The organism is Aliiroseovarius salicola (genome assembly GCF_027891095.1).
Taxonomy (GTDB): domain Bacteria; phylum Pseudomonadota; class Alphaproteobacteria; order Rhodobacterales; family Rhodobacteraceae; genus Aliiroseovarius; species Aliiroseovarius salicola.
On sequence record NZ_JAQIIO010000007.1, the window covers coordinates 1 to 16,735 of the forward strand.

Below are 16,735 nucleotides of genomic sequence, written 5' to 3' on the forward strand. Positions count from 1 at the left end.
TTTGTCGAAGTGGCCCGCGCCGGTGGGTTCCGCGCTGCGGCAGATCGGTTGAAATTGGCCCCGGGGTCGGTCAGCGAAGCGGTACAGAGGTTCGAAGACCGATTGGGGGTACGTTTGATCGTACGCTCTACCCGCCATATCGCATTGACCCGTGCAGGCGAGATCCTGTTCCGTCGCAGCCTGCCAGCAGTGGACGCACTGGAAAACGCGCTGAATGATTTGCAAACAGAGGAAGGCGAATTGTCGGGTGCTTTGCGACTGACCGCCCCAATCGGTGCCGGGCCGCTCTTTCTGGATAGGATGATCTTGAGCTTTGCAAAGGCTCACCCAGCCCTGTCGATCGAAGTCATTTATGATGAAAAGAAGCTGGACCTTGTGACAAGCGGTGTGGATGCCGCGATCCGGGCTGAGGCGCTGCTAGATCCAGACAGCTATGCCATTCCTTTAGGGCCAATGCGAGAGATGGTTATTGTTGCCTCCCCCGCGTACCTGCGGTACGCCCCCAAACTACGAACCCCCACTGAGCTGACGGCCCATCCCGGTATTTGTTTTGCCTTTGGGGACGCAGGCCATCTGGCGCCTTGGGTTATGACTGGTCCAGATGGGACACACTCCCCCATGCCGATCCCAAGGGTTGTCGTGAACGATGTCAATTCGATTATTGCACATGCTGAGGCGGGCTCGGGGCTGGCCTATGTGTTCAAAGAAGCGGTCAGAGATCACATTGAAGCCGGGCGGTTGGTGCAGGTACTAGAAGATTACGTCGCTCCCTTGCCCCGCTTCACGTTGAACTACCTTTCAAAACGCAACATGCCGACCCGGCTGCGCGCCTTTATCGACTTTGCACGCGCGTTTGAGTGATCGGTGTCTGCCGGAGCGAGCGTTCTGATTTTCCAAACAACCCGCCTTGAGGTCTAGCTTCTAGTTTCAAAGACGCTGCAAACAGTATCAATTAAGGGGACGTCTGCTTCCCTCTGTCATTAGCTTTTTGTCAGAAGTTGGTACCCGGGAATGGTGATCGAGCGGACTGATGTAATCGGATCCGTGCCGATCCACGTGGTGCGTTCGAGCACCAAGAGGGCGCTGCCCGGTTCTGTTGCGAGCATTCTGGCGGTCTCTGCATCTGCGGAAATTGCGTAAATCCGTAAATCGAACCGGGTATAGGGCTTGTTGCGAACCAGCCATTCATTTGCACTTTCGCGCGCCAGATCAACATCAAGGATTTCTGGGGCGGTCTCAATGCTGACCCAGCGGTCCTCGAGAATATGTGGCTTGTGATCCGCCAGATGCAGCGCTTGCACGCGCAGCATGGAATTCGGTTCGACCTGCTCAAACTTGGCAGCGACTTCTCTGGGTGTGGGCAGCACTTTCCGGTCAATCAACTGGTATCCGTAGACCGCACCTGTTTCCTCAACTTCAAGCCGCGTGATCGGTATGTCGAGCGTTGCACGCGTCACTGGGTTTGCCCGTACATGGGTTCCGCCCTTGCGCTTGCGTTCGATTAGTCCAGTGTCCGACAGGTCCTGCATGGCGCGTTGCACAGTGGTCCGGGCACAGCCGAATTGTTCGGCAATATCTGCGTCGCGCGGCAGCTTGTCGCCCGGAGCATAGGTGCGATCAAGGATCTGATCACGGATCCGGTCCCTGATATCTTTCCAGGACTGACGGTCTGCGCTCATATTTCCTGCTCCAACTCACACATGACCTTGACGAACTCCATTGTTATACGGTCACGCTTCAGATGACGACCGTCTTTTACGACATGGCGCCCTGCGCTCCAGATATCCGTGATGCAGTCATGCCCGTGTCCGCCAAAGATCAGCGTATCCAAGGCCATATCACCGTTGCGACAGGCGCCCCATTCATTGTCCAGATCAAGCCCGATGATGTCGGCGAGACGCCCCGGAGCAAGCACACCGCAATCCCGCCCCCCGGCCTGTGCGCCCCCGGTATTTGCGGCGTCAAACAGTACACGCCCGGTGGAATAGTCCTGCGTCGCCAGGGCGGCCCGGCTCCGATCTCGCAAGCGCTGAGAATATTCCAGGGTTCTGAGTTCGTCGAACAGCGCAATATGCACGTTTGAATCTGATCCAAACCCGATGCGCCCCCCATCGGCCAAATACTGCGTGCCGTTGAATATCCCGTCCCCAAGGCTGGATTCGGTGATTGGGCACAATCCCGCAACCGCCCCCGATTTTGCCAGATTTCGGGTTTCCTCTTTGGTCATTTGGGTCGAATGGATCAGGCACCACTGCGCATTGACATCCTGATTGCCCAAAAGCCATTCCGTGGGGCGCGCACCCAAATGGGCCATGACTTCCTCGACCTCGGCAACCTGTTCGGCAAGGTGCATGTGAATTGGGCCGCGTCCCCCCAATGCGATCGACCGGGCAAGCCCCTCGGCGTCCACCGCCCGCAGGGAGTGGGGGGCCACGCCAATGGAAAAATCCTCTGGCCCGGACGCAACCGCTCGCGCGGCACCTTCATGCAGGCGTTGGAACTGATCGGGGTCATTTCCGAACCGCCGTTGCCCACCGTTCAGGGCGCGCGCGTCACAGCCACCGTGCTGATAAAGAACCGGTAGAAGCGTCAGGCCAATGCCCACATCTGTTGCGGCTTGCACAATCCGTTCGGACATTTCGGCAAGGTTCGCATAGGTCTTCCCGTCGCGGTCATGGTGCAGATAGTGGAATTCGGCCACGCTTGCATATCCGGCCTCCAGCATTTCCAGAAAAACCTGCGCCGCAATGGCCTGCACCTGATCCGGTGTAAGCTGATCGAGGAACCTATACATCAGGCGTCGCCAGCTCCAGAAACTGTCGCTGGCATCCGGGCCGCGCGCTTCGGTCAACCCCGACATCGCCCGCTGAAAGGCATGGCTGTGCAGGTTCAAAGGCGCAGGCAATGCCAGTGAAACCGTCGCACTCGCGCCGTTTGGGGCGGGTTTGATGTAAGAGATTCGCCCTTTATCGATCCCGATTTCAACATTGGTTTGCCAACCGGTTTCGGTAAGGGCCTGTTTCGCGACGATTTTTTTCATGACGGGAGTCCATTGACTTATTATGTGGCATCATATTAGTTTTATGTAGCTACATAATCAAGGACAAACGATGCCCCCGTCCCTCCGCCTTTCCGACATGACTGTCGCAACCATGGATCCCGCAACAACGGATTATGGATTGATCGAAAACGCCTCTATTGTGATCGAAAATGGCAAGATCTCCTGGGTCGGAAAGGCCTCTGACTGCCCCTCTCAATATACTGCCCTGCCTACGCAGGATTTGAACGGTCGTTTGGTGACCCCGGCGCTGATCGACTGCCACACCCATATCGTTGCCGGTGGTAATAGGGCACGTGAGTTTGAGATGCGGCTTGAAGGAGCCAGCTACGAAGAGATAGCCCGCGCTGGTGGCGGGATTGTCTCGACGGTGAAGGCAACCCGTGCGGCCTCTGAAAATGAGCTTCTGACCGATGCGCTTGGGCGGGTCGATGCGTTGATTGCCGAGGGCGTGAGTGCGATCGAAGTGAAATCGGGTTACGGGCTCGATCAGGGCACGGAACTCAGGATGCTGCGCGCGGCGCGGCGAATTGCGGAAGAACGCCCGATCCGGGTCAAGACCACATTCCTCGGCGCCCATGCGGTACCGCCGGAATATACCGGCCGCAACGATGCCTATATCGACGAGGTCTGCATCCCCGCCCTGCGCGCCGCCCACGCAGAGGGGCTGGTGGATGCGGTGGATGGGTTCTGCGAAGGGATCGCGTTCCAGCCCGCGCAAATCGCACGGGTGTTCGAGGTGGCGAAGGAGTTGGACCTGCCGGTCAAATTGCATTCCGAGCAGCTCTCGAACCTTGGCGGCACGAAACTGGCCGCCAGCTACGGTGCGCTCAGCGCCGATCATATTGAATATCTCGATGAGGACGGTGTAATCGCAATGGCCCAAGCGGGGACCACAGCCGTCATCCTGCCCGGCGCTTTCTATACGTTGCGCGAAACCCAGGTGCCGCCGATCGACGCCCTGCGCAGACATGATGTACCGATGGCGCTGGCCACCGATGCCAACCCGGGGTCGTCGCCGCTGACCTCGCTGCTTCTGACCATGAACATGGGTTGCACCCTCTTTCGGATGACGCCCGAAGAGGCGCTGGCCGGGGTGACCCGTAACGCTGCCCGGGCTCTCGGTTTGAGTGACTGCGGCACGATCGAGCCCGGTAAACGCGCCGACCTCGCCATTTGGGACGTGCAGCACCCGGCCGAACTCGCCTACCGCATCGGCTTCAATCCCCTTTACAAACGTATTTTCGGAGGTCGCGCATGAGCGTGCTTGAACTCAGCCCCGGCGAAGTGACGCTGGCGCAACTGGCAGATGTCTATTGGAGCGAGACACCGGTTACACTGGACCCCGCATGCAAACCCGCGGTGGAAGATGCGGCAGGCCGGATTGATGCTGCTGCAGCGGGTGACGCGGCCGTTTATGGGGTCAATACCGGCTTTGGCAAACTCGCCAGCCTGAAAATCGCCCCGGAAGATACCGCAACCCTTCAGCGCAACCTGATCCTCAGCCATTGCTGCGGCGTTGGCGAAGCGGTGCCGCGCCGCATGGCGCGCCTGATGATGACATTGAAGCTGCTGAGTTTCGGGCGCGGTGCCTCGGGTGTGCGCTGGGACTATGTGGAACTCTTGCAAGAAATGCTGGCACGCGGTGTCACGCCCGCAATCCCGGCTCAGGGCTCGGTGGGGGCTTCGGGGGATCTGGCCCCATTGGCCCATATGACAGCCGTTGTCATCGGCGAGGGTGAGGCAGAATTTGACGGCGTGGTGCTCCCTGGTGCAGAGGCGCTTGAAAAAGCGGGGCTTTCTCCGATCCAGCTTGGCCCAAAAGAAGGGCTGGCGTTCATCAACGGCACCCAATTTTCGACTGCATTTGCACTGGCCGGACTGTTCGAAGCCTGGCGCGCGGCGCAAAATGCGCTGGTGATCTCGGCCATGTCGACCGACGCGATCATGGGATCAACCGCCCCGTTGCAGCCGGAAATTCACACACTGCGCGGCCAACCCGGTCAGATTGAAGCAGCAGCAGCGATGCGCGCCATTCTCGACGGTTCCGAAATTCGCGAAAGCCATCGTGACGACGATACAAGGGTGCAGGATCCCTATTGCATCCGCTGCCAGCCGCAGGTGACGGGTGCAGCGATTGACGTGCTGCGTCAGGCAGCGGTCACGCTGGAGATCGAAGCCAATGCCGCCACTGACAATCCTCTGGTTCTGACCGAGGCAGGGCTAATCGTCTCGGGGGGCAATTTCCATGCCGAACCCGTGGGGTTTGCCGCTGACATGATCGCGCTGGCTGTTTCAGAGATCGGGGCCATCGCACAGCGCCGTATTGCGCTGATGGTGGACCCCACGCTGAGCCATGACCTGCCGCCGTTCCTCACTCCGGAACCGGGGCTGAATTCCGGCCTGATGATTGCCGAGGTGACCACCGCAGCGCTGATGAGTGAGAACAAGCATCTGGCCAACCCCTGTGTGACGGATTCGACCCCAACTTCGGCCAATCAGGAGGACCATGTTTCCATGGCCGCCCATGGGGCGCGGCGTCTGATTCAGATGTGCGTAAACCTCAACCGTATTCTGGGTGTTGAACTGCTCTGCGCTGCTCAGGGTGTCGAGTTCCGCGCGCCTCTCATGACCAGCCAGCCCTTGCAATCCGTTTTGGCCCGGCTGCGGCGTGATGTCGAAACGCTTGGGCCGGACCGCTATCTGGCACCTGACCTCGAAACCTCCGCCAAACTCGTGGCGACCGGCGCACTTGTCGACGCCTGCGGCACCGATCTGCCGGAGCTGGGCGCGTGAATGTCTTTGACGTCATCCGTGGGGATAGCCCCATCGTTTTGGGGCAGCCCCATGGCGGCACCTTTGTGCCCGAGGATATCCACGCCCGGCTGAATGCAAACGGGCGGCAATTGGCGGATACCGACTGGCACATCACCCAGCTTTATGACGGGTTGCTTGACGGGGTGACGGTGGTGAAATCCAACGTCCACCGCTATGTGATCGACGCCAATCGCGATCCGGAGGGTGTCTCGCTTTATCCCGGTCAGAACACCACCACTCTGGTGCCGCTGACCGACTTTGATGGGCGGGAGATCTGGGAAGAGGGTCAGGACCCCTCAGCCGATGAGATCGAAGCCCGCCGCCTTGCCTATCACGCCCCGTATCACGCAGCGCTGCGGGCCGAACTTGAACGTGTGCGTGACAAGCATGGCGTTGCGATCCTGTTCGATTGCCACTCGATCCGGTCTCAGATCCCCTTCCTGTTTGTCGGCCTTCTGCCCGACTTCAGCATTGGCACCAATCTGGGCGCGACCTGCGCGGCTGAAATCGAAGCGGCCACGGTTGCAGTCTGCGCTGAAGCAGATGGTTATTCCTCGGTGACCAACGGCCGGTTCAAAGGCGGCTGGACCACACGGCACTACGGCCAGCCCGAGGCTGGCATCCATGCCATCCAGATGGAACTCGCCCAATCGACTTACATGCAGGAAGCCGCCCCCTGGACCTATCTCGACGCGCGCGCTGATCGGCTGCGCCCCCATCTCAAGACCCTTCTGCAAAAACTGAACAGCCTCGCGCTTTCCGAAGCGCTGACCCGATAAGGAGCCTCATCATGACTAATCCCCGCAAGAACACCCGTGACGTTTTTCCCCCCACCGGCCCCGAGCTGAATGCCAAAAGCTGGATGACCGAGGCACCGCTTCGGATGATGATGAACAACCTGCATCCCGATGTGGCTGAAAATCCGCATGAGCTTGTGGTCTATGGCGGCATCGGACGGGCGGCGCGCACGTGGAAAGATTTCGATCTGATGGTCGACACGTTGAAGTCATTGGAAGAGGACGAGACGCTGGTGGTGCAGTCGGGCAAGCCGGTTGCTGTGGTCAAAACGCACTCTGATGCGCCGCGCGTTCTGATTGCGAACTCCAACCTCGTGCCGCATTGGGCCAATTGGGACCACTTCAACGAGCTCGATAAAAAGGGCCTGATGATGTATGGCCAGATGACCGCCGGGTCGTGGATCTACATCGGATCGCAGGGCATTGTGCAGGGCACCTATGAGACCTTTGCCGAGGCGGGTCGTCAGCATTATGGAGGGGACCTGACAGGGCGCTGGATACTCACCGGAGGCCTTGGTGGCATGGGCGGCGCCCAACCGCTTGCCGCCGTGATGGCCGGGGCCTGTTGTCTTGCGGTGGAATGTGATGAGAAATCCGCCGATTTCCGCCTGCGCACCCGCTATGTAGACGAAAAGACCCATTCGCTTGACGAAGCGCTCGAGATGATCGAGCGCTGGACCAAGGCGGGTGAGGCGAAATCAGTGGCACTGATTGGCAATGCGGCTGACATTTTCCCTGAGATCCACAAACGCGGCGTACGCCCTGACATCGTGACCGACCAGACCTCGGCCCATGATCCGATCAACGGTTACCTGCCGCAGGGCTGGACCGTAGCAGAATGGCGCGCCAAAGCCGAAACCGCCCCGAAAGAGGTGGAAAAGGCGGCCCGTGCCTCGATGCGGGTTCAGGTCGAAGCGATGGTGGCCTTCCACGAAGACGGCGTGCCCACGGTGGATTACGGCAACAACATCCGTCAGATGGCGCTGGAGGAGGGGCTAGAAAACGCCTTTGCCTTCCCCGGTTTTGTGCCCGCCTATATCCGCCCGCTTTTCTGCAAAGGGGTTGGTCCGTTCCGTTGGGCGGCGCTATCGGGTGATCCGGAAGACATCTATAAGACCGACCAGGCGATGAAAGAGCTGTTCCCCGAGAACACGCATCTGCACAACTGGCTCGACATGGCCCGTGACCGGATCGCGTTTCAGGGCCTACCCGCCCGGATCTGCTGGATTGGTCTTGGTGACCGGCACCGTGCGGGCCTGAAGTTCAACGAGATGGTGGCCTCGGGTGAACTTAAGGCCCCGGTTGTGATCGGCCGTGACCATCTGGACAGCGGATCTGTCGCAAGCCCGAACCGCGAAACCGAAGCGATGCGGGACGGATCAGACGCCGTATCCGACTGGCCGCTTCTCAATGCGCTGGTCAATACCGCGAGCGGCGCCACCTGGGTCAGCCTGCACCATGGTGGTGGCGTCGGCATGGGCTTTTCACAACATGCTGGCGTGGTGATCTGCGCCGATGGCACGCCCGAAGCCGCCAAACGGTTGGAACGGGTGTTGTGGAATGATCCGGCTTCCGGCGTCTGGCGTCACGCGGATGCGGGCTATGACATTGCGCTGGACTGCGCCCGGGAACACGGGCTGCGGCTGCCGGGCATTCTTGGAAACTGACAATAACAACTACCAAAAGGGAGATGACAACATGGACAGAAGAAAATTCCTTGCAGGGGGCGCCGTCGGCGCGGCGGCGACCACGCTTGCGGCACCAGCCATTGCGCAAGATGTTCGCCAGTGGAAATTGGTCACGGCGTGGCCCAAAAACCTACCGGGACCCGGTGTGGCTGCGCAAATGCTGGCGGACCGGATCACCACCCTGTCAGGTGGTCGGATCAACGTGAAACTTTACGCTGCGGGCGAACTTGTCCCGGGCCGGGGTGTCTTTGATGCGGTCAGTGAAGGGACCGCTGAACTTTACCACGCAGTGCCCGCATATTGGGGGTCGAAATCCAAAGGCATCCTCCTGTTCGGCTCGCAGCCATTTGGCCTCAGGGCTGACGAACAGTTTGGTTGGCTGCATCATGGCGGCGGTCAGGCGCTTTATGACGAGATGTATGGCCGTTTCGGCATCAAGCCGTTCCTCTGTGGCAACTCCGGCCCGCAATGGGGAGGCTGGTTCCGTGATGAGATCAACTCGGCGCAGGACCTGAAAGGTCTCAAGTTCCGCACCACCGGGCTGGCGTCAGAGATGGCCTCGAAGCTGGGAATGGCGGCAGAGGCCATGAGTGGCCCAGCCATGTTCCAGGCGTTACAGACCGGCGCATTGGATGCGGGCGAATTCATCGGCCCGTGGACCGACAGTGCCCTTGGGTACTATCAGGTGGCCAAGAACTATTACTGGCCGGGCGTGGGCGAACCGTCTTCGGCCGAGGAATGCGGGGTCAATCAGGACAAGTTCAACGAGCTGCCTGACGATCTGAAACAGGTTGTGCAGCTGGCCTGCGAAAGCCTCTACAACCCGGTTTGGACGGAATACACTACCAAACATGCGCTTGCTCTGAAGGCGCTGGTGGAAGAGCATGGTGTTCAGGTCAAAATGTTCCCCGAGGATGTGATCACCGCAATGGGCAAGGCAGCCGCCGAAGTGATTGACGATCTGCGTCAGGATGATGACGAGCTTGTCCGTCGTATCACCGAAAGCTTTGTTGCTTACCGCGACAGCGTTGGGGGTTACATGTCTTTTGCAGACAATGGCCAGATGAACGCCCGTGCCGGCGTGCTGGGCTACTAAAGAAAAACGGTGGCGCAGCCCCAGGGTTGCGCTGCCAAGTCTTGAGGTAGGGAGGGATGACCGGTGGCCGCAATCGCGCGTCTGTTTGACTTGATAAACCAAACGGTGGCCATGGCCGTGCGCTGGCTCGCCTTGGCAATGGTGCTCGTCCAGTTCTCGATTGTGGTCGGGCGGTACGTGTTTGGCGTCAATTCCATCGCGGTTCAGGAAACCGTGCTCTACATGCATGCCACGCTTTTCATGCTGGCAGCAGGCTATACGCTTCTGGTCGACAAACATGTCCGCGTGGACGTGTTCTATGCGCGACTGAATGAACAGGCCCGGCGTCGCATTGATATCTTTGGCCATCTCTGCCTGCTCATCCCCTCGATGGTTGCCCTTTTATACTGGTCCTGGCCATCGGTTCGCAGCTCTTGGAGCATCCTTGAAGGTCCGCTTTCAGTGGGCGGGATCAAGGCGGTTTTCCTGCTGAAATCGCTTATCCCTGCCTTCTGCATTCTGGTCCTGCTTCAATCCATTGCCCTTTTGCTACGGCTGCTGCGTGAGGAAACCCGATCATGAGCGAATATCTCGACCTGATCATGTTCGCCGCCCTTATGGGAGCGATCCTGATGGGGTTCCCCGTGTCATTCAGCATCGCTGGTGTTGCCATCATCTTTGCCTATCTCGGCTGGATGCTGGGGGTCATGGACGTTACCCTGCTGGGCGCGATGAGCCAGCGGGTGTTTGGGCTTTTAAGCAATCAAGTGCTGATTGCCATTCCACTTTTTGTCCTGATGGGGGCGGTGCTGGAGAAGAGCCAGATCGCGGAAAACCTTCTGGACACGATGGGGCGCCTGTTTGGTCAGCTCAAAGGCGGGCTCGGGATCTCGGTCGTTCTGGTCGGTGCGCTTCTGGCGGCCTCAACCGGCATTGTCGGGGCAACGGTGGTCGCCATGGGCATGATTGCCCTGCCGACCATGTTGCGGGCCGGTTACGACACCAGAGTTGCCTCGGGCATCGTGTGCACAGCGGGCACGTTGGGCCAGATCATTCCGCCGTCAACCCTGCTGATCATCCTCGCGGACGTCATGTCCAATGCCTATCAGCAAGCGCAGTATGAGCAGGGGAAGTTCTCGGTTGAGGCGCTCTCCGTGGGACAGTTCTTTTCCGCAGCGCTGCTGCCGGGATTGACGCTGGTGGTGCTTTATCTGCTTTATATCGTGATCCGGGGCGTGCTGCGCCCGCAGGATATGCCCTCTGCGCCGGTTGATCTGGCCAAACCGCAATGGGGCGAGGTGATCGCGGCCATTGTCCCCCCGATCCTGCTGATCTTCGCCGTGCTCGGCGCAATCCTTGGCGGAGTTGCCACCCCTACCGAAGCCGCATCTGTCGGGGCAGTGGGCGCACTCTTGATGGCGGGCCTGCGCTCTGGCGGATCACAACGGTTGATCCTGTTGGGGGCTGGGTCCTTCCTTTTGCTGGCCGTGCTGTCAGGTGTGGCGCCGGTGCGCCTGCAACGAGATGATCTGGGGCTTGGCGCGTTGTCACTGGGCGTAGCCTATGCGGCCCTTACCACCATTGGTGGGGTGGCGGTGCTCGCCTCACTGTTTGCAAGCTGGCCCAAGCGCATTCTGCATGAGGCGGTAGAATCCACCGCCACTATGACCGCGATGATTTTTGCTACGATCCTGGCCGCCGGAATGTTCTCGCTGGTGTTCATCGGTCTGGGTGGAGAAGAGCGCGTCGCCCACATTCTGTCGGAGTTGCCGGGCGGTCCGATCGGAGCGCTGCTCTTCTGCATGCTCTTCATCTTCCTCTTGGGCTTTTTCCTCGATTTCGTCGAAATCTCGGTGATTGTGTTGCCGCTGGTCACGCCGCAACTGATCCTGATGGGATATGATCCGATCTGGCTTGGGATCCTGATTGCCATCAACCTGCAGACCAGTTTTCTCACACCACCTTTTGGATTTTCCCTGTTCTACCTGCGCGGGGCGGCCCCGAAGGAGGTTTCTACAGGTGCCATTTATGCCGGCGTTGTCCCTTTCATCGGTTTACAGGCTGTTGGTGTCCTGCTGGTCTGGATGATCCCCAACTTGGCGACGTGGTTGCCCTCGGTCCTGTTCTGAACCAGATCTCTTGCGGAGGCAGGGTCATCGATCCTGCCGTCAGTTCGTGAAGAACGCTTTGGCAAACTCCGAAAAGTCCCGGATGATCTTGCGCTTGGCAGCCGTGTCACCATGCGCCAGCGCGATCTGGTGAACCGGGAACCGCCCGGTGATCGGCCGCTTCAGCAAAGGGGTCCCGTCATAGGCGCTGTTGCCGGGAAGATCGGTGGCCAGAAGCCCAATACCAAACCCGTTGGCCACCATCGACCGCAACATCTCGATTGACCCGGTTTCATGCGCAATCCGCACCGGAAATTCATCGTTTTGCAAAAGCGAGAGGAAATAACCCCGGCTGTGGGGCAGGCTCATCAGAATGACCGGATCCTGCACAAGATCCTTGGCGCTGACCGCAGTTTTCTGCTCCAGCCGGTGCCCTTTCGGCAGCAGCGCATAAGGCTCTGCGGGTTTCATAGGCACAACCACAAAATCCGATGGCACACCGAAATCATAGATCAAGGCAATATCGATCCTGCCCTCTCCCAGCCAATTGAACAGGGTTTGCAGATCCCCTTCCAGAAGGCGGATTTCGGCCGCCGAATGACCTTCTTTGAACTTGCGCACCAGTTGCGGCGCATAGCGAGGCCCCAATGTTGAAAACACGCCGAGGCTCAAGAACTCCGGGGTTCCCTCTTTGCCGCCAAGAACCCAGCGGGCCTGGCGTTCAAGCGCATGCAGCTGCGCAATCTTGCGTTGCCCAAAAGAGGTGAGCTCCATCCCTCGCCCGACAATCCGGACAAAGAGCTTCTGCCCAAACACTTCTTCGCAGCGCGCGATAGCCAGAGAGATCGATGGCTGCGACGTGTTTAACGCACGGCTGGCGGCGGCGGTGCTGCCAGTCTCGGCCACAGCCAGCAGGATTTCGATCTGGCGAAAGGTCAATGGTATATTCAATTTCATATATCCTAAATGTTGTATCGGTATTTCCGAGTATACCTCTCCGATCACTATCCTCCAGTCAGAAACGAATGGAGGAACCATGTTTGAAGGTGAAGGACAATCAATGCGCCGACCACTCGAAGGGGTACGGGTGCTGGATTTTTCCCGCGTGTTGGCCGGACCATACTGCACCGCATTGATGGCCGACCTTGGCGCCGATGTGATCAAGGTCGAACCGCCTGCAGGAGATGATTATCGCCATGTAGGGCCGTTTAAGGATGGCGAAAGCCTGCTGTTCCAATCCGTCAACCGCGGTAAGAAATCTGTGGTGCTGGATCTGAAAACCGATGCTGGCAAACAGGCTGCGCTTGATCTGACTGCCACCTGCGACGTGCTGATCGAAAATTTTCGCCCGGGCGTGATGGATCGGTTCGGGCTTGGCGCGGCAAATCTCTGTGGCGCGTTCCCAAAACTCGTCTATGTGTCGCTGTCCGGATTTGGCCAAACTGGTCCGAACAAGGCATTGCCTGCCTATGACATCATCATTCAGGCGATGAGTGGGCTGATGGATGTCACAGGCGAGGCTGATGGACCTCCGATGATGGTGGGCGAAGCTCTGGGTGACGTGGCAGGCGGGATGTTTGCTGCATTTGGCGCGATGGTCGCCCTGTTTGATCGCGAGCGCACCGGACGCGGCCGGCATGTGGATCTGTCGCTCTTCGACTCGCTGGTCAGCATGATGCCCATCGCCGCCTGCCGGGCCCTGATCGCAGGAGAGACCCCGCAGCGGACCGGCAACCGTCATGCGTTGTCCGCCCCGTTTGGAACCTACCAGGCAAAGGACGGGCATTTCGCCGTTGCAGTCCTGAATGACCGGTTGTTCGAAAGCTTTTCTTCCGCCATCGCGCAGCCGCAACTGGCCGATGATCCACGTTTTGCAACTGATGTGCTGCGGCGTCAAAACGAACCGGAACTGGCTGAATTCATCGAAGGCTGGGCTGCCAACAACGATGTTGAAACAGTGGTGGACAACCTCACACGGGCCGGCATTCCCGCCGCGCCGTTGAGTTCGGTGATGCAGGCCTGGACCTCTCCCCAGGTTGAGGCGCGTGCTCTGGCCTCGCCGGTCAGCCATCCCACGCTTGGTCAGTTTCTCGTTCCAGAACAACCGGTGCATTTCAACGGTGCCCCGCGCGGCGGGCGACAGGCGGCCCCCGCACTGGGGGCGCACACAGTCGACATACTGAAAACCCTCACCCACGGAGACCGCACATGAACAGTTTTCTAAGCTACGAAGAACGCGCCGTCATCGACCAAATCACGCGCTTCTCAACCGACATTCTGGCCCCGCGCGCGGCAGAAATAGATGCGAAAGCTCAGTTCACCACGCTGCATCGTCCCGCATTGGCCGAGATGGGCATCATGGGCATGAACCTGCCCGAAGCCCATGGCGGTATAGGGTTGTCCGGCCCGGCGCTCTATGAAGCGGTTGAAGCCATCGCCGGGGCCTGCGGTTCCACGGCGTCAATGTTGACGGCACATTTTCTGGCAACAGATTCCCTGCTTCTCGGGGCAGAAGAGGCCCTGAAAGCACGTGTCCTGCCGGGCGCGGCGACGGGGGACAAACTGGGCGCATTCGGGTTGACCGAACCGCAGGCAGGATCCAACCCCGCCGATATGCGCAGCTTTGCCATGCGCGAAGGAACGGGCTATCGGCTCAAGGGATCCAAGTGCTTCATTTCGAACGCGGGTGAGGCGGATTTCATTGTGATCTTTGCCAAGACCGACCGCACCGCCGGTGCGCGTGGCATCAGCGCCTTCATTGTAGAACCGAAACGGATGGGGGGCATCGACATTGGCAAGCCAGAGCAAACCATGGGCCTGCGCGGTGGCCATGTGTTCCCGATCAGTTTTGACTGCTTTGTGCCCGAAGAAAACCGTCTGGGCGATGAGGGCACCGGGTTTCGCACGGCGATGAAGGTTCTGGATAATGGCCGGATCGAGGTGGCCGCGCAGGCCACCGGCATCGCCAGTGAAGCCCTCAAAGCTGCCATTTCCTATGCCAAGGAACGGGAGGTCGGCGGTCGTCCGATTGGGAATTTCCAGGGGTTGCAGTGGATGTTGGCCGATTGTGCCACAGAACTGGCCGCCGCACGGGCGCTTGGATTGCAAGCTGCAGCGAAACGCGGATCAGGAGAGCGCTATTCATCGGAATCGGCCTACGCAAAGCTCTATGCCAGCGAAGCTGCATGGCGCATTGCAGACCGCGCGCTTCAAATTCATGGGGGCTATGGCTACACCAAGGATTTCCCGCTGGAACGTTACCTACGTGATTTGCGGATCTTCCGTATTTACGAAGGGTCCTCCGAAATTCAACGGACCATCATCGCCCGAGATCTGTTGAAATAGTAATTGGCAAAGCCACATGCAAGTAACCTCTCCCGGTCACTTCCGGGAAGGTTTTGGGGCTTGAATGAAGTCTTTTTAGTTCGCGACTACCACCGGCTCTGCATAGATCCAGCTGAGACTGCCCATAACATCGAAGATATCATCTGTGATGTCCGTGACACCAATGCCGTTCAGCCTCTTTATATGCATCGCCTGATGCTTTCGACAGATCGATTGCGCCCATCTTATGGGGGTGCATGAGACCAGGATCTCCTGCCTGGAACGCGGCAAACGTGAGCCGAGCCTTCGCGACATTTGCTTTTTGTCGATGATTTTTGGACGCAGCTTTGAAAGCTTGTTTTCAAGCATTTTTGATGAGATCCGTGCGGAGCTTTATTGCCAACTCCCGACGTTGCCAGCTCCGCCTAAATCCCTTTCCAAACTTCGGCTCAAAAACCGCCAGAAGACAATTGAGAGCCTCGCTGAGCGGTTGGAAGATAACTTTGACGCTGCTTATGACGACTAGGCCTAATCGCGTTCTTTCGATCGCTGTGGCCTATGGCAAGCTGGCTTATGTCTTTATAATAAATGATCGATTGAAGGACTGGCAGGTGTCAAGGGCAGCCAGTTTCTCACCTACAAAGGCCGGTACTTTTTTGAAGAACACATACAAACGTCTTCAGCCAGATATTGTGCTGATCGAAGACCCTCGGGAAGGGACACGCAAAACCGGCCATGCGCTTGAGATCCTGCTGGCGCTTGAGAAAGAAATTGTTGCCGAGAATATCCCGCATCATTGCGTCCGACGCCGTCAGAGCTACGCCAACAAATATGAAGAGGCCAGAGCATTGGCGGAGCGTTATCCGCCCATTGAAACCTGGTTGCCGAAGTCCCCTCGGATTTGGGAAGGGGAGCCCACCAATACGATCTACTTTGAAGCCTTATCCATGCATGTGCAGATGCTCAAAGACACGTGATGAGGGCACTCGGGCTTTGTCTCCGAGAAGCAGAAGCTGGGGCGAGACACGCTTCAGAGCCATCATCCCCGTTGACAGTGCACGCTTCTAAAATGCAACCTATCTACATTAAGTAGAAAGTGGATTTGAGATGAGATCATATGATACCGCACGCGGTTTGTTCAGTTTTTTAGAGGTTGTTTCCAAAATTGTAATTGGGCTCGGCATATTGCTCGTTCTTGTCGGTTTTATTGGATACGGAAATTCTAGCTCATATGGTGGTGTCGATGTGCTGGCAACTTTCGTACTCATAGCATTTGGTGCATTTGTCAGCTTCATTGGTCTGATAGCATTGGCGGTCATGCAATTTGGTCGTGCTGGTGTGGACAGCGCGGAATACACCCAGCAGATGCTGAAGATCTCCCGCGATCAGTTGGACGTCTCTCGACAAGCCCTCAAACAGGGGGCGTCAACACCGCAGGGATTTGCAGATTTGGTGCAGGATGATCCCGATACCTCACCTTCACATGCGCAGCAGGCCGTACCCTCGGACACGACCAAAGAGCCTGGAAAACCCAATGGGAAAGCGGAGCAACCTGAAGGGTCTCTCCTGCAAAAAGAACGCCCGCCTGCTCAAATTGAGGCACCGTCTGAGCCTGTGCTTTCCTTCGCCGACCTAAATCAAGACAAGGTCCAAGTTGAGGCTTCTGTTCCGAAAGATCTCCCAAAGCCTGATCCTTCCCGCATCATCACCTTTGAAGGCCGGGACATTGTTGTCGAAAATGGCAAATACAATGTGAACGGCATTCCATTTGGAACCCAGCAACAGGCATAAAATTACATCCAAAAATTTGCCAGCAAACCTGCTTCATCACCTGAATCTGCAAAAGCAAATGACCGCGCATGATCCCC

The 16,735-nt window shown here is 58.3% G+C and carries 16 protein-coding genes; 12 read left to right on the forward strand and 4 right to left on the reverse strand.

Annotated elements, in window-relative coordinates; genetic code table 11:
• Positions 1 to 861, forward strand: an 861-nt coding sequence (locus tag O2N63_RS12935; protein ID WP_271054697.1) for a LysR family transcriptional regulator, incomplete at its 5' end; no start/stop codon positions are given.
• 119 nt (positions 862 to 980) lie between these two features.
• Here the strand turns inward: O2N63_RS12935 and O2N63_RS12940 are convergent.
• On the reverse strand, positions 981 to 1,679 hold the full coding sequence (locus O2N63_RS12940; RefSeq protein ID WP_271054698.1) for a GntR family transcriptional regulator: 699 nt from the start codon (positions 1,677 to 1,679) through the stop codon (positions 981 to 983).
• Entirely contained in the window at positions 1,676 to 3,040 is a 1,365-nt protein-coding gene (locus tag O2N63_RS12945; RefSeq protein WP_271054699.1) for a formimidoylglutamate deiminase, read from the reverse strand. Before O2N63_RS12945 ends, O2N63_RS12940 begins: the two co-directional genes overlap by 4 nt.
• 70 nt (positions 3,041 to 3,110) lie before the next feature.
• Here O2N63_RS12945 and hutI point away from each other — a divergent pair, with 70 nt between their 5' ends.
• The 7 genes from hutI (at position 3,111) to O2N63_RS12980 (ending at position 11,564) form a co-directional block, all read left to right on the forward strand.
• Entirely contained in the window at positions 3,111 to 4,319 is a 1,209-nt protein-coding gene (gene hutI / locus O2N63_RS12950) for an imidazolonepropionase (protein WP_271054700.1), read from the forward strand.
• Positions 4,316 to 5,854 (forward strand): histidine ammonia-lyase, encoded by a 1,539-nt coding sequence (gene hutH / locus O2N63_RS12955; protein WP_271054701.1) that lies wholly within the window; start codon positions 4,316 to 4,318, stop codon positions 5,852 to 5,854. The genes hutI and hutH overlap by 4 nt, the downstream gene beginning before the upstream one ends.
• Positions 5,851 to 6,654, forward strand: a complete 804-nt coding sequence (hutG, locus tag O2N63_RS12960; RefSeq protein ID WP_271054702.1) for an N-formylglutamate deformylase — start codon at positions 5,851 to 5,853, stop codon at positions 6,652 to 6,654. The genes hutH and hutG overlap by 4 nt, the downstream gene beginning before the upstream one ends.
• 11 nt (positions 6,655 to 6,665) lie before the next feature.
• The gene (gene hutU / locus O2N63_RS12965) at positions 6,666 to 8,339 is read left to right on the forward strand and encodes a urocanate hydratase (protein WP_271054703.1); all 1,674 of its coding nucleotides are present in this window, start codon (positions 6,666 to 6,668) and stop codon (positions 8,337 to 8,339) included.
• 31 nt (positions 8,340 to 8,370) lie between these two features.
• Positions 8,371 to 9,456 (forward strand): TRAP transporter substrate-binding protein, encoded by a 1,086-nt coding sequence (locus tag O2N63_RS12970; RefSeq protein ID WP_271054704.1) that lies wholly within the window; start codon positions 8,371 to 8,373, stop codon positions 9,454 to 9,456.
• A gap of 111 nt (positions 9,457 to 9,567) precedes the next feature.
• Positions 9,568 to 10,017, forward strand: a complete 450-nt coding sequence (locus O2N63_RS12975) for a TRAP transporter small permease subunit (protein ID WP_271054833.1) — start codon at positions 9,568 to 9,570, stop codon at positions 10,015 to 10,017.
• Positions 10,014 to 11,564: a TRAP transporter large permease gene (locus tag O2N63_RS12980; protein ID WP_271054705.1), complete on the forward strand. Its 1,551-nt coding sequence runs from the start codon at positions 10,014 to 10,016 to the stop codon at positions 11,562 to 11,564. Before O2N63_RS12975 ends, O2N63_RS12980 begins: the two co-directional genes overlap by 4 nt.
• 39 nt (positions 11,565 to 11,603) lie before the next feature.
• Here O2N63_RS12980 and O2N63_RS12985 read toward each other — a convergent pair whose 3' ends face one another.
• On the reverse strand, positions 11,604 to 12,500 hold the full coding sequence (locus tag O2N63_RS12985) for a LysR family transcriptional regulator (RefSeq protein WP_271054706.1): 897 nt from the start codon (positions 12,498 to 12,500) through the stop codon (positions 11,604 to 11,606).
• Between the two features lie 103 nt (positions 12,501 to 12,603).
• Here O2N63_RS12985 and O2N63_RS12990 point away from each other — a divergent pair, with 103 nt between their 5' ends.
• Positions 12,604 to 13,755: a CaiB/BaiF CoA transferase family protein gene (locus O2N63_RS12990; RefSeq protein WP_271054707.1), complete on the forward strand. Its 1,152-nt coding sequence runs from the start codon at positions 12,604 to 12,606 to the stop codon at positions 13,753 to 13,755.
• Entirely contained in the window at positions 13,752 to 14,888 is a 1,137-nt protein-coding gene (locus tag O2N63_RS12995) for an acyl-CoA dehydrogenase family protein (RefSeq protein WP_271054708.1), read from the forward strand. The genes O2N63_RS12990 and O2N63_RS12995 overlap by 4 nt, the downstream gene beginning before the upstream one ends.
• A gap of 75 nt (positions 14,889 to 14,963) precedes the next feature.
• Here the strand turns inward: O2N63_RS12995 and O2N63_RS13000 are convergent, their stop codons facing one another.
• On the reverse strand, positions 14,964 to 15,236 hold the full coding sequence (locus tag O2N63_RS13000; RefSeq protein WP_271054709.1) for a hypothetical protein: 273 nt from the start codon (positions 15,234 to 15,236) through the stop codon (positions 14,964 to 14,966).
• Between the two features lie 14 nt (positions 15,237 to 15,250).
• On the opposite strand from O2N63_RS13000, the gene O2N63_RS13005 reads away from it, so the two are divergent.
• Positions 15,251 to 15,844, forward strand: coding sequence for a hypothetical protein (locus tag O2N63_RS13005; RefSeq protein WP_271054710.1), 594 nt, complete (start codon positions 15,251 to 15,253; stop codon positions 15,842 to 15,844).
• 157 nt (positions 15,845 to 16,001) lie between these two features.
• Entirely contained in the window at positions 16,002 to 16,658 is a 657-nt protein-coding gene (locus O2N63_RS13010; protein WP_271054711.1) for a hypothetical protein, read from the forward strand.
• The last annotated feature ends 77 nt before the right edge of the window (positions 16,659 to 16,735 follow it).

Coding starts and splice junctions, on each gene's coding strand:
- hutI (WP_271054700.1), top strand. CDS start 3,111: ATGCCCCCGTCCCTCCGCCTTTCCGACATGACTGTCGCAACCATGGAT.
- O2N63_RS12995 (WP_271054708.1), top strand. CDS start 13,752: ATGAACAGTTTTCTAAGCTACGAAGAACGCGCCGTCATCGACCAAATC.
- O2N63_RS12980 (WP_271054705.1), top strand. CDS start 10,014: ATGAGCGAATATCTCGACCTGATCATGTTCGCCGCCCTTATGGGAGCG.
- O2N63_RS12945 (WP_271054699.1), bottom strand. CDS start 3,040: ATGAAAAAAATCGTCGCGAAACAGGCCCTTACCGAAACCGGTTGGCAA.
- O2N63_RS12985 (WP_271054706.1), bottom strand. CDS start 12,500: ATGAAATTGAATATACCATTGACCTTTCGCCAGATCGAAATCCTGCTG.
- O2N63_RS12975 (WP_271054833.1), top strand. CDS start 9,568: ATGGCCGTGCGCTGGCTCGCCTTGGCAATGGTGCTCGTCCAGTTCTCG.
- O2N63_RS13000 (WP_271054709.1), bottom strand. CDS start 15,236: ATGCTTGAAAACAAGCTTTCAAAGCTGCGTCCAAAAATCATCGACAAA.
- hutH (WP_271054701.1), top strand. CDS start 4,316: ATGAGCGTGCTTGAACTCAGCCCCGGCGAAGTGACGCTGGCGCAACTG.
- O2N63_RS12990 (WP_271054707.1), top strand. CDS start 12,604: ATGCGCCGACCACTCGAAGGGGTACGGGTGCTGGATTTTTCCCGCGTG.
- O2N63_RS12970 (WP_271054704.1), top strand. CDS start 8,371: ATGGACAGAAGAAAATTCCTTGCAGGGGGCGCCGTCGGCGCGGCGGCG.
- hutU (WP_271054703.1), top strand. CDS start 6,666: ATGACTAATCCCCGCAAGAACACCCGTGACGTTTTTCCCCCCACCGGC.
- O2N63_RS12940 (WP_271054698.1), bottom strand. CDS start 1,679: ATGAGCGCAGACCGTCAGTCCTGGAAAGATATCAGGGACCGGATCCGT.